General features: G+C 37.2%; 14 protein-coding genes and 1 tRNA gene. All 15 read right to left on the bottom strand.

The features are described from left to right. Nucleotides 1-179 precede the first annotated feature (179 nt). Entirely contained in the window at nucleotides 180-1,025 is an 846-nt protein-coding gene (prmC, locus tag ENL20_08845; GenBank protein ID HHE38663.1) for a peptide chain release factor N(5)-glutamine methyltransferase, read from the bottom strand. A gap of 68 nt (nucleotides 1,026-1,093) precedes the next feature. After that, nucleotides 1,094-3,184, bottom strand: a complete 2,091-nt coding sequence (gene fusA / locus ENL20_08840) for an elongation factor G (protein HHE38662.1) — start codon at nucleotides 3,182-3,184, stop codon at nucleotides 1,094-1,096. A 174-nt stretch (nucleotides 3,185-3,358) separates the two neighbouring features. Further along, on the bottom strand, nucleotides 3,359-3,829 hold the full coding sequence (locus tag ENL20_08835) for a 30S ribosomal protein S7 (GenBank protein HHE38661.1): 471 nt from the start codon (nucleotides 3,827-3,829) through the stop codon (nucleotides 3,359-3,361). A gap of 9 nt (nucleotides 3,830-3,838) precedes the next feature. Next, nucleotides 3,839-4,213: a 30S ribosomal protein S12 gene (locus tag ENL20_08830; protein ID HHE38660.1), complete on the bottom strand. Its 375-nt coding sequence runs from the start codon at nucleotides 4,211-4,213 to the stop codon at nucleotides 3,839-3,841. 20 nt (nucleotides 4,214-4,233) lie between these two features. Then, the gene (gene rpoC / locus ENL20_08825) at nucleotides 4,234-8,385 is read right to left on the bottom strand and encodes a DNA-directed RNA polymerase subunit beta' (GenBank protein ID HHE38659.1); all 4,152 of its coding nucleotides are present in this window, start codon (nucleotides 8,383-8,385) and stop codon (nucleotides 4,234-4,236) included. Nucleotides 8,386-8,430: 45 nt separating this feature from the next. Then, nucleotides 8,431-12,198: a DNA-directed RNA polymerase subunit beta gene (gene rpoB / locus ENL20_08820; protein HHE38658.1), complete on the bottom strand. Its 3,768-nt coding sequence runs from the start codon at nucleotides 12,196-12,198 to the stop codon at nucleotides 8,431-8,433. 146 nt (nucleotides 12,199-12,344) lie between these two features. Continuing rightward, nucleotides 12,345-12,716, bottom strand: coding sequence for a 50S ribosomal protein L7/L12 (locus tag ENL20_08815; GenBank protein HHE38657.1), 372 nt, complete (start codon nucleotides 12,714-12,716; stop codon nucleotides 12,345-12,347). Between the two features lie 20 nt (nucleotides 12,717-12,736). Further along, nucleotides 12,737-13,273 (bottom strand): 50S ribosomal protein L10, encoded by a 537-nt coding sequence (locus ENL20_08810; protein ID HHE38656.1) that lies wholly within the window; start codon nucleotides 13,271-13,273, stop codon nucleotides 12,737-12,739. Between the two features lie 9 nt (nucleotides 13,274-13,282). Then, entirely contained in the window at nucleotides 13,283-13,984 is a 702-nt protein-coding gene (locus ENL20_08805) for a 50S ribosomal protein L1 (GenBank protein HHE38655.1), read from the bottom strand. 52 nt (nucleotides 13,985-14,036) lie between these two features. Then, nucleotides 14,037-14,468 carry a 50S ribosomal protein L11 gene (rplK, locus tag ENL20_08800; GenBank protein ID HHE38654.1) on the bottom strand — a complete coding sequence of 144 codons (432 nt, stop codon included), beginning with the start codon at nucleotides 14,466-14,468 and terminating at the stop codon, nucleotides 14,037-14,039. 12 nt (nucleotides 14,469-14,480) lie between these two features. Beyond that, a complete protein-coding gene (nusG, locus tag ENL20_08795) occupies nucleotides 14,481-15,002 on the bottom strand; it encodes a transcription termination/antitermination factor NusG (protein HHE38653.1) in 522 nt (173 codons plus the stop codon). Between the two features lie 3 nt (nucleotides 15,003-15,005). Then, on the bottom strand, nucleotides 15,006-15,197 hold the full coding sequence (gene secE, locus ENL20_08790) for a preprotein translocase subunit SecE (protein HHE38652.1): 192 nt from the start codon (nucleotides 15,195-15,197) through the stop codon (nucleotides 15,006-15,008). 32 nt (nucleotides 15,198-15,229) lie between these two features. Beyond that, nucleotides 15,230-15,305, bottom strand: a tRNA-Trp gene (locus ENL20_08785). Between the two features lie 12 nt (nucleotides 15,306-15,317). Beyond that, a complete protein-coding gene (rpmG, locus tag ENL20_08780) occupies nucleotides 15,318-15,467 on the bottom strand; it encodes a 50S ribosomal protein L33 (protein HHE38651.1) in 150 nt (49 codons plus the stop codon). Between the two features lie 46 nt (nucleotides 15,468-15,513). Next, a partial coding sequence (gene tuf, locus ENL20_08775) for an elongation factor Tu (protein ID HHE38650.1) occupies nucleotides 15,514-15,737 on the bottom strand: 224 nt, incomplete at its 5' end.

The raw sequence follows: 15,737 nt of genomic DNA, 5'->3' as shown, positions 1-15,737 counted from the left end.
ATCGGAAGAATGGCGTTTTTCGCTCCACTTATCTCGATACTTCCGGAAAGTTTCTTTCCACCGTTTATGATAAATTTATCCATTTATTTTTCCATTATCGTTCCCAATCCCTGATTGGGAATGATGAAATATGTTATCCATTTATTTTTCCATATTTTATTCAACCTGGTCAAGTTGATTTACATTCTCATTATCCTGTCAAAACCGTTAAAATCCTTACAGACTTCAATATTTGTGAAACCATTGATCAAAGCAATTTCTTTAATCCTTTCTGCCTGATCAAAACCGATTTCAAAATAAATTTTACCATTTTTCGTCAAATAATCTTTTACTTTTGCCAGTATTTTTTTATAGAAAAACAGACCATTCTCCTCGGCAATTAAAGCTTTTTTTGGTTCAAAGTCACGAATCTCGAAAGGAAGTTTTTCATATTCTGTTTTTGAAATATAAGGAGGATTGGAAACGATCAGATCATATTTTCCGGAAACATTTTTAAATAGATCGGAATTAATGAAATTGATCTCAACCTTGTTTTTAAGAGCATTTTTCCTGGCAATTTGCAGTGCTTTTTCTGAAATATCTGTAGCATCGATCTTTGCTTGAAGTAGATTTTTAGCGAGTGCAATCGCAATTGCTCCCGAACCTGTTCCAATTTCAAGAATCGTTCGGACTTCCGAATTTTCATTTATGATCTTTTCTACTAAAAGTTCTGTTTCCGATCTGGGAACCAGAACATTTCGATCAACCAAAATGGGATATCCGAAAAAGTCTGTTTTTCCAAAAATATATTGAAAAGGTTCGTGATCAATTCTTCTTCTCAAAATTCTGTTAATTATCTCAAAATCGATTTCAGATATTTTATTTTGGCTGGATAAATGTAATTCAGTTCTTTTCAGATTTAAAACATTCGATAAAATCAATTCTGAATTCAGTTCCGGATTCTCAAATTTGAGTGATTTGAAAGTATGGATTAGCCATGCTAAAACATTTTGTATCGTCAATTCAACTGTTATTCCGTGTTTCATAAATTAAAAAAAAAGGTTCATCCAGTCAGAATGAACCGCAAAATTAAATAGTAGAAGTTTCAGAAATTTTAATAACCTCTAACTTTTTTCAGGATTTTATCCTGAATATTTGTCGGGACTTTTTCATATTTGGAAAATTCCATCGTGTAAATTGCTCTTCCTTGTGAAATTGAGCGCAACCTCGTTGCATATCCGAAAAGTTCGCTCATCGGTATTTCCGCAGAAATTTCCTGCTTTTTCATTACCGTTCTAATATTTTCGATCCTTCCTCTTTTGGAATTGATATCACCGATAATATCTCCCATAAAATCTTCCGGAGTGATGACATTCACGAGCATTAAAGGTTCCATGATCAATGCTTTGGCTTTTCTCAAACCATTTCCAATAGCAATCGACGAAGCTATATTAAAAGCCGTCTCACTGGAATCCACTTCATTGAATTTTCCACCGATCAATTCGACCTTCAGTCTTTCCACAGGAGAACTCATCAAAGGTCCATCCAGACAGGCATTTAAGGAACTTTCCTCGATCGCAGACCAGAATTCTTTAGGAATGACCTCTTCCGAGATCGAGTTCACAAAAATATTTTTCTTTCCGGGAGGAAGGTCTTCAAGTTTTAAAGGAGTGAGTTTCAATTGAACGACCGCATAATGACCTTTACCATTTAATTCCCTGATAAATTCTCCTTCTGCGATCACTTCATTTTCAATCGTTTCTTTATACGCAACTTGAGGATTACCGACATTTGCGTGAACATTAAATTCACGCTTCAAGCGGTCGATGATGATTTCCAGATGCAATTCTCCCATACCGGAAATTAGGGTTTGTCCAGTATCCTTGTTCTGGCTGACTTTAAAAGTCGGATCTTCCTCCTCCAATTTACGCAGAATATCTGTTAAAATTTCCTGGTCAGCTTTTGTCCTGGGTTCGATGGCAACTGAAATAACCGAATCAGGGAAAGCAATATCAGACAATTGAATATTAAAATTATCAGATGTGAGAGTATCACCGGTTTGTACAAATTTTGGTCCTATCAAAGCAGCAATATCACCAGCTTGCAACACAGCAATATCTTTTTTTTTATTGGAATGCATCTGTAAAATTCGGGAAATTCGCTCTTTTTTCCTGTTTGTTTGGTTAAAGATCGAACCGCTTCTTTTGGTCGAACCGGAATATACCCTGACATAAATAAGTTTTCCAACATATTTATCGATCTGAACTTTGAACGCAAGAGCAGAGAAAGGAGCATCGATTTTGGGATAAACCTGTTTCTCTTCGTTAGTTTTTTTATGAATAGCTATGGCAGGAGGAACATCGAGAGGTGATGGTAAAAAATTCGTAATCGCATCCAGCAGCAGTTGAACACCTGTATTTTTTAGAGAAGAACCACATAAAATTGGAACAAATTGGTGATGAATTACAGCTTGTCTGATGACTTTATTAATTAGTTCATCCTGGATTTCCTGATTTTCAAGATACAATTCCATCATCTCATCATCATATTCGGAAAGTTTTTCTAAAAGATGACTTCGTTTAGATTCAGCTTCTTTAACATATTCCTCGGGAATCTTTTTAAAATGATAATTTACGCCCATTGTTTCCTGGTCAAAAAAACAGGCTTTCATTGTGATCAGATCAATGATCCCGGTAAATGAATCTTCTCTGCCGATCGGGATTTGAATGGGAAAAGCATTTGTTGTCAAACGGTCTTGGATCATATCGACAACATTTTCAAAATCTGCTCCGGAACGATCCATTTTATTAACAAAAGCGATCCTGGGAATTTTATATCTATCAGCTTGATGCCATACAGTTTCCGATTGCGGTTCGACTCCTCCAACAGCGCAGAAAATGCCGATCGCTCCATCCAGAATTCTTAAAGAACGCTCTACTTCGGCAGTAAAATCGACATGACCGGGAGTGTCAATAATATTGATTTGTTTGTCTTTCCAGAAGCAGGTGGTAACTGCAGAAGTGATGGTTATTCCTCTTTCTTTTTCCTGAACCATCCAATCCATAACAGCATTGCCGTCATGAACTTCACCCATTCTATGAATAATGCCGGTATAGAACAACATCCTCTCGGTAGTTGTCGTTTTACCGGCATCGATATGAGCCATTATACCAATGTTTCTGATTACGGAAAGTTCTTTTGGCATAACGAATTTTAATTAATTAAATATCCAAAAAAAAATTTCGGAAAGTATTATCAGTTAAACTCCCTTTTATTCCTGTTTCCAAAATGGAATTCAAATTAACTTCCCTTTTTAAGGGAACATTTAGAGAGGTTCCTGTAGATTCCTGGATATTCATGTTAATCTTTTTCTAATTAATTAAAATCTGAAATGAGCAAAAGCTTTGTTTGCCTCTGCCATTTTATGCGTATCTTCTCGTTTTTTTATACTGGCGCCTTCTTTTTTGTAAGCAGCTAGAAGTTCACCTGCCAAACGCTCCATCATAGTTTTTTCTGATCGTTTTCGAGAAAAACTAATGATCCATCGAAAAGCAAGAGCCTGAGCATTTTTAGCTGTAACTTCTGTTGGAATTTGGTAGTTGGAGCCACCAATCCTGCGAGATACAACTTTGATCATAGGTCTGACATTTCCTAAAGCCTGATTAAAAACTTCCAACGGTTCGTCTTTAGTTTTTTGACCGATAATGTCGAGAGCTCCATAAACTATTTTTTCAGCAAGGCTCTTCTTTCCTCTCTGCATAATGCTGTTGATAAATTTGCTCAAAACAATACTATTATATTTTGGATCAGGAAAAATTTCTCTTTCAACTATTTTTCGTCTTCTTGACATCCGCTCCTCCTACTTCTTCGGTCTCTTTGTTCCGTATTTAGAACGAGAATTTATCCTACCATCAACACCGGCAGTATCAAGTGCACCTCTGATTATGTGATATCTCACACCAGGAAGATCTTTAACTCTTCCACCACGCACAAACACGATCGAGTGTTCCTGTAAGTTGTGACCTTCACCAGGAATATAAGCTGTTACTTCGAATCCGTTTACTAATCTGACCCTGGCAACTTTTCGCAAGGCAGAATTCGGTTTTTTAGGTGTAGTTGTATAAACCCTTGTACAAACACCTCTTTTCTGGGGACAAGAAGAAAGAGCTCTGTTTTTCTTGGATTTTGTGATCTTCTTTCTTCCTTTCCTAACTAATTGATTAATAGTCGGCACTATTTTCTCCTTTTTATTATTTAAAAATCAAGTAAATCTTCTACTGTGTCTTTTTCTTCTGTATGAGCAAATTCTTTGACCACATCACTAATAGATTTTCCTTCATCTATCGCCCGTTTAATCTCTGTATTAAAGAACTTGGTTCCGGTTCCGACCGGAATTCGGTGTCCGATAATAATACTTTCTTTCAGTCCTTCCAGGTTATCGACTTTTCCTTCGATGGATGATTGAGTAAGAACTTTTGTAGTTTCCTGGAATGATGCTGCAGAAAGCCAGCTGTCAGTTAACAATGAAGCTTTGGTAATGCCCAGAAGAAGTTGCTCAAAGGTAGCTCCTTCACCACCCTCTTCTTCGATCCTTTTGTTTTCTTTAATAACTTGATTTCTATCTACTATCTCACCTTCAAGGAACAAAGTATGTCCCGGATTTGTAATTTTAATTTTTTTGAACATCTGTCTGATGATAATACCGATATGTTTATCATCGATCTTTACACCTTGTTTACGGTACACTTCCTGGATTTCATCAAGGATCAGAGTTTGCGCTGCTTTAATACCTTTTGCTTTGAGAATATCATGCGGATCCAGAGGTCCTCCTGACAAAGCATCTCCACTTTCAACAATATCTCCCTGGTGAACAATGATCCGTTTTCCAGGTGGGATCACATATTTATTTACAGTTCCATCTTCTGCATTAACAAAAATTTCCCGACCTTTATTCGTTAAATTTCCAATCGAAATTGTCCCTTCTATATCAGATAGAATCGCCTTACCTTTTGGTTCTCTCGCTTCAAAAAGATCCTGTACACGAGGTAAACCACCTGTAATGTCACTTTGTTTAACCGTAATTCGTGAAGATTTTCCAAGAACATCACCCGGATGAACATAAACACCATCGTCTTTGTCTACATTTAATCCGGTTGGAATTGGGACTAAAGCTTCGGAGCCATCATCAGCAATAATTTTAAACTGAGGTTGTTTCTTGCGATCCTTTGATTCAATGATCAAAATTTCTTTTGAACCGGTCAGTTCATTAAATTCTTCCTTGTAATTTACATCTTTCACAAAATTTTCATACTTCAGCTTCCCTTTTGCAGTTGAAATCAGCGGATTATTGTAATGATCCCAGCTGAAGAGCGGTGAATTTTTAGATATTTTCTGTTTATCTTTAACATACACTGTAGCTGCATATTCTACTTTATAATTTTCTAGGACAGTTTTATCTTTTACATCCAAAATCTGAATTCTGCCAAGATGACTGATGGAAACAAGTTCACCTTTAGGAGTAACAACCGTGTTCATCTTCACAAATTTGACAATACCATCAGTATTTGCAACAACTTCAGCCAAATCGACATTAGTACTTGCTGTTCCACCAATATGGAAAGTCCGTAATGTTAATTGTGTTCCAGGTTCACCAATGCTTTGAGCAGCAATAACTCCCACAGGTTCACCTATAGTTACAGGTTTCTGGGTTCCTAGATTTCTACCGTAACATTTGGCACATATCCCTTTTTCTGCATCACAGGTGAGAGGTGATCTTACTTTAACAGAATTGATACCATGATTTTGAATTGTTTCTGCCATTTCATTTGATATTTCTGTATTAGCAGTTACAATCGTTTTCTCTGTTACCGGATCAATTATATCTTCAGCAGCAGTATATCCGGAGATTCTTTCAGATAAAGGTTCGACAATTTCAAGACCTTCTTTTAAAGCCGAAACTTCAATTCCCTCGATCGTACCACAATCTTCCAAATTAATGACAGCATTCTGAGCCACATCGACCAACCTTCTTGTCAAGTAACCTGCATCAGCAGTTTTCAGAGCAGTATCTGCAAGTCCTTTTCTTGCACCGTGAGTGGAAATAAAATATTCCAGAACGCTCAAGCCTTCTTTAAAATTTGATTTGATGGGTGTTTCAATAACTTCTGCTCCACCTTCTAAAAGACTTTTAGAAGGTTTATCCATTAAACCGCGCATTGCTCCCAGCTGTTTGATCTGATCTTTTCCACCACGCGCATTTGAACTATACATCATATTAATGGAATTAAATCCACCTTGATCTTTTTCCAGTTCAGCCATTAAAACATCGGTTACGATTTCAGTTGTCATTTTCCATTTATCGATTACTCGATTGTATCTTTCAGTCTCGGTGATCTCTCCATTCATATAACTATCGATAATTTTCTGAACTTCCTTTTCAGTTTTACGAATTATCTTATTCTTATCTTTGGGAGAAATAACATCGTTTGCACTAAATGTAATTCCTGCTTTGGTCGCATATTTAAAACCAATTTCCTTTACATTGTCCAAAAATTCAGAAGTTCTATTCTGACCCACTGCATTAAAACAGATCATGGCAAGTTCGTTCAATATCCCTTTCGTCAAAGTTACATTTTGAAACGAAATTTCATCAGGTAAAATTTGATTAAATATCACTCTACCAACAGTAGTAGTAATAATTTTTTCTTTGATCAAGACCTTTACCCAGGAATGGATATCCAGACGACTTTCTTCCCTTTTCACACCTTTTGTATTGAACAACAGTTCGTCTTGTTCGTATGCTAATATCATTTCTTCAGGTGAACTGAAATATCTGATCTTTTTATCAGAAGGAGGATTTTTTTCTTTGAGAACAGTCAGATAATAATTTCCGAGAACGATATCCTGATTAGTAGCCATTGCAAGTTTTCCGCTTGCCGGAAGTAGTAGATTCCTTGAAGAGAGCATAAGAACTCGAGCCTCGATCTGTGCTTCATTAGATAATGGAACATGAACAGCCATCTGGTCACCATCGAAATCCGCATTATAGGGAATACAAACCAGAGGATGAATCTCAATTGCCTTTCCTTCTGTCAGAACAGGCAGAAAAGCCTGAATACCGTGTTTGTGCAAAGTAGGAGCGCGATTCAATAAGATTGGATAATCTTTGATCACATCTTCCAGGATCTTCCATATTTCCGGTCTTTGCTTCTCAATCAGTTTTTTAGCAGTTTTTGCCTTTTCAGCTTCACCAATTTTCTCAAGTCGTTCAATAATGAAAGGTTTAAAAAGTTCAATAGCCATTTCTTTGGGTAAACCACATTGATGCAATTTCAAGTTCGGACCAACTGTTATCACGGAACGACCTGAATAATCGACTCGTTTCCCCAGAAGGTTCTGACGGAATCTTCCGGTTTTGCCTTTAAGTTGATCTGCCAGAGATTTTAATGGTCTGTTTCCACGACCTTTAACAGGTCTTGATTTCCTGGTATTATCGATCATAGCATCGACTGCTTCCTGCAGCATTCTTTTTTCATTTCGCAGGATAACTTCCGGAGCATTGATATCTAGCAATCCCCGTAAACGATTGTTTCGAGTAATTACCCGACGATAAAGTTCATTGAAATCGGCAGTCGCAAATCTTCCGCCATCGAGTTGCACTAATGGACGCAATGTTGGAGGAAGAACAGGTAGAACTTCCATAACCATCCATTCAGGTTTATTTCCGGACTTTCTAAAAGCATCCACTATCTTCAGTCTTTTGATTGCTTTCTGTTTTTTTTGAGCAGAGGTCTCCATCTTGATAATAGTCCTGAGGTTCATAGCTTCATCATCAAGATTTAGTTCTTCTAATAAAATTCTTATGGCTTCAGCTCCCATCATAGCCACAAAGTCGGCTCCTACCCGGTCGCGGATCTCGTAATATTCGTCAGCGTCAACCAGATCTCTTTTCTCATAATCACTGTCACCCGGATTCAGGATGATAAAGGATTCGTAATAGAGAATTCGTTCCAGTTTGCTGATGGTCATATCAAGAAGAGTTCCAATCACACTCGGCAGGCTTTTCACAAACCAGATATGAGCAATTGGAACTGCCAGTTCAATGTGACCCATACGGGAACGACGGACTCTGGAACTTGTTATCTCAACTCCACAACGATCGCAAACAGTGTTCTGAAAGCGTTTTTTCTTATATTTTCCACAACTGCATTCATAGTCTTTTTCAGGACCGAAAATCCTTTCGCAGAATAATCCGCCCTTTTCCGGTTTCAGAGTTCTGTAATTCAGGGTATCAGGTTTGATAACTTCTCCATAAGACCATTCCCTGATAACCTCTGGAGAAGCTATTTTTATTCTCAATTTATCATAATTTTCTATTCGTTTGTCACGTTTGATTTCTCTTATCACTGAGTAAACCTCCGTTTGTTGTTCTTTCCGGATTTCCGAAAAGAGTTATGCTTCCTTGTCTGCAATGAATTCTATATCAAAGCAGAGGGATTTTAGTTCACTGACCAGAACATTAAAAGATTCCGGGGTATCCGGTTTTGGTGGATTTTGTCCGCTGGTAATTGCTTTAAAAGCATTTGTTCTGCCCTCGACATCGTCAGATTTAATTGTCAGCATTTCTTCAAGTAATCTGGATGCTCCATAAGCTTCCAAAGCCCAGACTTCCATTTCTCCTAATCTCTGACCTCCATGTTGAGCTTTTCCTCCAAGAGGTTGTTGCGTGATCAATGAATAAGGTCCGGTTGAACGGGAATGCATTTTGTCAGCAACCAAGTGATTTAGTTTTAACATATAAATCACACCAACAGTTACTCTTTCCTTGAATGGTTCTCCGGTTTTTCCATCATACAACACCTGCTTTCCATCAAGTGGAAGTTTTGCATTTTTCATCTCTTTGGCAATATCGTCGAGACTCGCTCCGTCAAAGACAGGAGTTTCAATAGTAAGACCTAATATTTTTGCTGCCATTCCGAGATGAGTTTCCATGATCTGACCAATATTCATTCGAGAAGGAACACCAAGCGGATTAAGGATAATATCAACCGGAGATCCGTCTTCCATAAAAGGCATATCCTCGACAGGACTGATCCTGGAAATAACTCCTTTGTTCCCGTGACGACCAGCCATTTTATCTCCGACCTGAATCTTTCTTTTTTTAGAGATGTAAACCTTAACCATTTTGCGAACACCATAAGGAAGTTCATCTCCATGTTTCAATCGTTCCTGCTCTTTTTTGTAAATATTCGTACTTTCTTCAATTGCAGTTTTAACTTTTAAAATAATGTCATTGTAGATAAAATTATTTTTTTCATTATCTTCGATGAAATCATAATCGAGATTTAATTTCTTGAAATTGATTTTTTTAAGATCACCTTTAGTAATTTTCTTACCGGAAGGGATGTAAAACATATTGGTTTTCACATCAACAATATTTTTTGCAGTCTCACCGACCAATACTTCAGATAATCTATCCTTAAGATATTCATCGATTATTTTCTGCCTTTCTAATCTTTCATGTTTTAAAATTGATAATGATTTTGTTCGTCTTTCCTGATCCTCAAATTCTTCACTTTCATCTAAACGGGAAAAAACCTTAACATCGATAACAACACCTTCCATTCCAGGTTTTGCTTTGAGAGAACTATTAGTAAAATCACCTGCTCTATCTCCAAACAATGCGCGCATCAGGTTTTCTTCAGGAGATGGATCAATATCAACATTTTTAGGAGTGATCTTACCTACGATTATATCTCCCGATACAACCACAGAACCTACTCTGATGATACCCGTCTTATCAAGATTTCGAAGTGATTTTGTAGGAACATTAGGAATATCATAAGCTAATTCCTCTTTCCCATTTTTCATATTTCTAACTAAAACTTCATGCTCTTCGATATATAAAGATGTCAGCATATCTTCTCGAGCAACATTCTCGCTCAAAATAATTGCATCTTCATAATTATAACCATACCAGGGCATGAAAGCTACCAGCATATTTCTTCCCAGAGCCAACCTGTCATTGATTATTCCCGGTCCGTCAGATATTGGTTGACCCTGCTTTATCAGATCTCCCTTTTTAACAGTTGGACGTTGATTAATGCATGTATCCTGGTTTGAACGGGCATATTTCATCAAATAAATTCTGTTATAAGTTCCAAGATCAAGAATTGCTTTATCCGGATTATCTCTTTCAATATCGATATAAGAACTCGTTACTTTAGTAACCACTCCATCATAAGGAGCAACCGCAACTACTCCGCTGTCTTCAGCAACAACTTTTTCCATTCCTGTGCCTACGATTGGTACTTGCGGACTGGTAAGAGGAACAGCTTGTCTCTGCATATTGGATCCCATGAGGGCGCGATTTGCATCGTCATGTTCCAGAAATGGAATCAAGGAAGCAGAAACCGAGACGATCTGTTGCGGAGAAACATCCATATATTGAACTTCCTCGGGACTAACCTGTAGAAATTCTCCTCTATGCCTGGCGAAAACAAGTTTATCCAGAATTTTGAAATCTTTATCATAATTGATATTTGTTTGAGCAATAATGTGCTGCTCTTCTCTGAAGGCATCGAGAAATTCGATTTTTTCAGTTATTTGACAATTTTCAACTTTGATATATGGAGTTTCAAGAAAACCGAGGTTGTTGATCCTGGCATACATAGCAGGAGAAGATATCAAACCGATATTGGGACCTTCAGGAGTTTCGATAGGGCAAATTCTGCCATAGTGAGAATGATGAACATCTCGAACTTCGAATCCTGCTCTTTCTCTGGTCAAACCTCCGGGTCCAAGAGCAGATAATCTTCTTTTATGAGTGATCGCAGTTAAGGGATTTGTCTGTTCCATAAATTGAGAAAGCTGTCCTGTCAGGAAAAAAGACTGAACAACAGCAATTAAAGCGTTGCTGTTTATGAGGTCGTGGATAGTAATTTCATCCGGATTAGCAATTGACATTCTCTCTATAGCAGTCCTTGCCACCCTTGATAAACCGATATTAAACTGTTCACCGAGAAGTTCGCCTACTGTTCTGATCCTTCTATTAGCTAGATGATCAATATCATCAATAACATCTTCGTCTTTATAAACAGCAATTATTTTTTCAACAATAGCGATCAAGTCTTCTTTTGTCAGGATATTTATGGAAGGATCGATATCCAAACCTAATCTTTCATTGATTTTATAACGACCCACTTCCCCCAGGTTATATCTTCTTTCATTAAAAAACATCCTGTTAAAAAGCTCTAACGCTACTTCATAAGTCGGTTCTTCACCTGGTCTGATCAAATTATATATTTTCTTAACAGCTTCTTCCTGACTTTTTGTCTGATCCTTTAAGATGGTATGTTCAATGATTTTCTTTGTTATCTCGGATTCTTCGGTAACTACTGTAACTTTTTTTATTCCTGCTTCTTTTAAAGCATCGATTGTTTCATCATCGATTTCTGATCCGGCATTAAAGATTATTTCACCAGTTTCCTGATCAAAAACATCGTCATAAAAAGATCTTTCTTTTGCCTTTGAAACAGGAATCTCTTCTTTGGAATAGAAATGTTCTCTTAGATCTTTATCTTCCGATAATCCTACAGCTCTCAAGAGGACGGTCACCGGCAATTTTCTTCTCTTATCGATCAGAACATACATAGCATCATAAATGTCCATATTAAACTCAAGCCAAGAACCATTATAAGGGATCAGTTTCGCAGAATATAGTATTTTACCACTTGCATGCTTATCTTCCAAGAAAAATACACCGGGAGAGCGATGAAGCTGACTGATTATTACCCTTTCAGCACCATTGATAACAAAGGTTCCCTGATTTGTAATTAATGGAATTTCACCGAGAAAAATATCCTGTTCTATTGTATTCTTAACTCTTTTTTCTCCGGTTTCTTTCAGGATTTCCTCATCATAAATGGTCAGTCTCATTCTTGCTTTAACCGGGGCTTGATAAGAAAGATTTCTTTCTTCGCATTCTGAAGTAGAATATTTTTCTTTCAGAACCATATAATCTATATATTCGAGATGATATAGACCTTTCTGATCGATTAGAGGAAAAACCGAAGTCAGAACAGCCTGCAAGCCGACATTCTCTCTTTTCTGAGGATGAACATCTTTCTGCAGGAATCGATTATAGGACTCTATCTGTATTGCTAAAAGATTAGGAATATTGATAGAGGGCAAACCTGTTTCTTCTGCTCTTTTCTTTATACGGGAATAACTTTTTATATTCAAAGGTTCATACTCCTTATTATATAAAAAAGCGATTTAGTTCGCTTTAGTAAGTGATTTTAAAATGATTAAAGGAAGTGAGCAGTCAAAAAACAAACTCACTTCCATAATTATCGATAGGTTGATTATTTTATTTCTACAGAGGCGCCGGATTCTTCGATTTGTGCTTTGATTTTTTCAGCTTCTTCTTTGGAAACACCTTCAACAACAGGTTTTGGGCAATTGTCAACTAATTCTTTTGCTTCTTTTAAACCTAATTTTGTAATAGCTCTAACAACTTTAATAGCTTGGATTTTCTTGTCTCCCGCTCCTGTCAGGACTACATTAAATTCTGTTTTTTCTTCAGCAGCTTCCGCAGCAGCAGGAGCAGCAGCTACAGCAACCGGAGCCGCTGCAGTAACGCCAAATAATTCTTCCAATTCTTTGACCAGATCAGAGAGTTCAATAACACTCATTTCTTTAATAATATCAATAACTTGCTGTTTTTTTTCAGCCATTTTATCCTCCATCAGATATATTATTTTTTATCGTCTTTATTTTTTGCGATTGCATCGATCACATTCACACAATTTCTAAGAATTCCGGAAAGTACTCCTACTAATCCGCTTATCGGGGCATTGAATCCTTGCAGAATCATAGATATAAGTTGATCCCTGGATGGAAGTTCTGCCAGCTTTTCCAAGTCGGAAATACTCATAATATTTCCGGATACCATACCAGCTTTAAAAGAGGGAAAACTTTTATCTTTTGTAACTTCTTTTTTATACTTTGCCAGTTCCCGAGCAGGTGCAACTTCATCTGTATCAGCAGCAGCAACGGCTGTTGGTCCGACTAGCTGGTCATCTAAACCGGAAATACCTAATTCATTCAAAGCAAGTTTAATAAAAGTATTTTTTGAGACAAAATACTTAACTCCTGCATTACGCATCCTGTTTCTTAGTTCATCAACTTCCTCGATATTAACACCTTTATAATCAACTAATACAATGGATTTAGCTTCTTCCAGTCTTTGTTTGATCCTATTTACTTCCTCAATTTTATAAGCTTGAACCATACGCTGCTCCTATTTCTTGGCTTCCAGAGATACACTTGGAATATCGAGTTTAATACCTGGTCCCATGGTCGAAGTAATAACTATGCTCTTGATGAAAACACCTTTCAAAGCGGCAGGTCTTTCTCTCAAAATCGCAGCTATGATCGTTACTATATTATTTTTAAGTTTATTACTTTCAAAGCTTAATTTGCCGCCAATAATATGCAGATTTGCAAATTTATCGATTCGATAAGTAACCTTACCGCCTTTGGATTCGCTAACTGCCTTCTTGATATCCATGGTTACAGTTCCGACTTTGGGATTCGGCATCAGACCACGAGGTCCAAGAACTCTTCCCAATCTTCCGATTTTGCTCATTAAATTCGGAGTCGATATTGCCACATCAAAATCCATCCATCCTGAATTTATTTTTTCAACAAATTCATCAACACCAACATAATCAGCTCCTGCTTCTTTTGCTTCCTCTGCTTTGTCCCCATCAGCAAAGACAAGAACTTTTGAAGTTCTCCCTGTTCCGTGAGGTAAGACTAATGAGTTTCTGATTTGTTGGTCAGCTTTTCGAGGATCGACTCCTAAATTCATATGAACTTCGACAGTTTCATCAAATTTCGACGATGGTGCTTTTTTCAGAAGTTCGATAGCTTCCGAAAGTTCATACCTCTTTTGTTTGTCGATCATCTCAGAAGCTTTTTCGTACCTTTTACTTCCCATATTCACTCCTTTTGATAATCTCCTGCTTTCAAATATAAATGTTTAGGAAGAATTAACCTACTACTTCCACACCCATATTTCTTGCAGTGCCTTCTATCATACGCATAGCCGCTTCGATGTTGTATGCGTTTAAATCCTGCATTTTGATTTCTGCGATTTTTTTAATCGATGCTTTTGATATTTTTCCGACTTTTTCCCGGTTTGGCTCACCAGAACCTTTTGCCAAACCAGCTTCTTTTTTAATTAAAACAGCAGCCGGAGGAGTTTTTATCTCGAATTGATAAGATTTATTTTTAAAGACATAAATTACTACAGGGTAGATCATACCCGGAGAATCTTTTGTCTTATCGTTAAATGCTTTACAAAATTCACCTATATTGATTCCTGCCTGTCCTAAAGCCGGTCCAACCGGAGGTGCCGGTGTTGCCTGCCCTGCAGGTAATTGTAATTTTACTACATTTACTACATCTTTTGGTTTTGCCATTTTTCCCTCAAATTACATTATCTCAACCTGGTCTGATTTTACTTCTACGGGAGTAACTCTTCCGAAAACCGTAACCTTTATAGTTAATTTCTGATTATCATCACTGATCTTATCGATTGTTCCTTCAAAATCATTGAATGGACCGGAGATGATCTTTACAATATCACCAGGTATAAATTCATAAGACTTAACTTCGCTCTTGTCCCTATCAGAAATTCCCAATAATCTATTAACTTCATTTTCTGATAATGGTTGTGGTTTTTTCCCAGTTCCCAGAAAATTTGTAATTCCAGGTATTCCAATTATATAAGAAAATACTTGGGGAGTAAGCTCTGCTTCCAGGATAATATAGCTATTAAATAATTTTTTCTCGCGCTCGATCCTTTTTCCTTCTCTGATATGAAATGTTTTTTGAGTAGGAATTAATATCTGACCGATTTTATTTTCAATAGCACTTCCTTTAATCCCTTTTAAAATCGCATCTCTGATCTTGAATTCATGGGAAGCATAAGTGTGAACCACATACCATTTCATAAATTAACCCTGCAATAAAAGAGTTCTGATCAGGAATGAGAAGGCTGCATCAATTAAAGAAAGGAACACGGCAACAATTGCCGACATTATGATCACAACTGTAGTTCCTTCTTTTAGATCAGCCTTTGTGGGCCAACTTACATTAGCCATTTCGAGTTTTACGCTCTTTAAAAATCCGATTGTTTTTTTTAACATCTCATTCTCTCTTTTTTAGACTATAAAAAGAATGGCAGGTCAGGCAGGACTTGAACCCGCAACCCCCGGTTTTGGAGACCGGTGCTCTACCAGTTGAGCTACTAACCTACATTCCAAATTTTATCTATTCTGTTTGTGGATCGTATGCTTTCTGCAGTTTGGACAAAATTTCTTAAACGCAACTCTTTCCGGATGCTTTCTTCTGTTTTTTGTCATTGTATAATTTCTATTTTTACATTCTTCACAAGCTAAAGTAATTATTTCTCTCATTTTTCCTCTTTATTTGAACATCCTGTTGTTTGAAGAAAGCTAATGTCTATTCGATGATTTCGCTGACAACACCAGCACCGATTGTTCGTCCACCTTCACGGATTGCATAACGAAGACCTTTCTCCATCGCGATCGGAGTTATCAGTTCTGCCGAAATTGTGACATTGTCACCCGGCATGACCATCTCGACTCCTTCAGGTAAAGTCAAACTTCCGGTAACATCGGTTGTGCGGAAATAGAATTGTGGCCTGTATCCGCTGAAGAACGGTT

It is taken from the genome of Candidatus Cloacimonadota bacterium (assembly GCA_011372345.1).
Lineage (GTDB): Bacteria > Cloacimonadota > Cloacimonadia > Cloacimonadales > TCS61 > DRTC01.
Note: the sequence above shows the minus strand (reverse complement) of the source record. Positions and strands in the feature narration are given on the sequence as shown.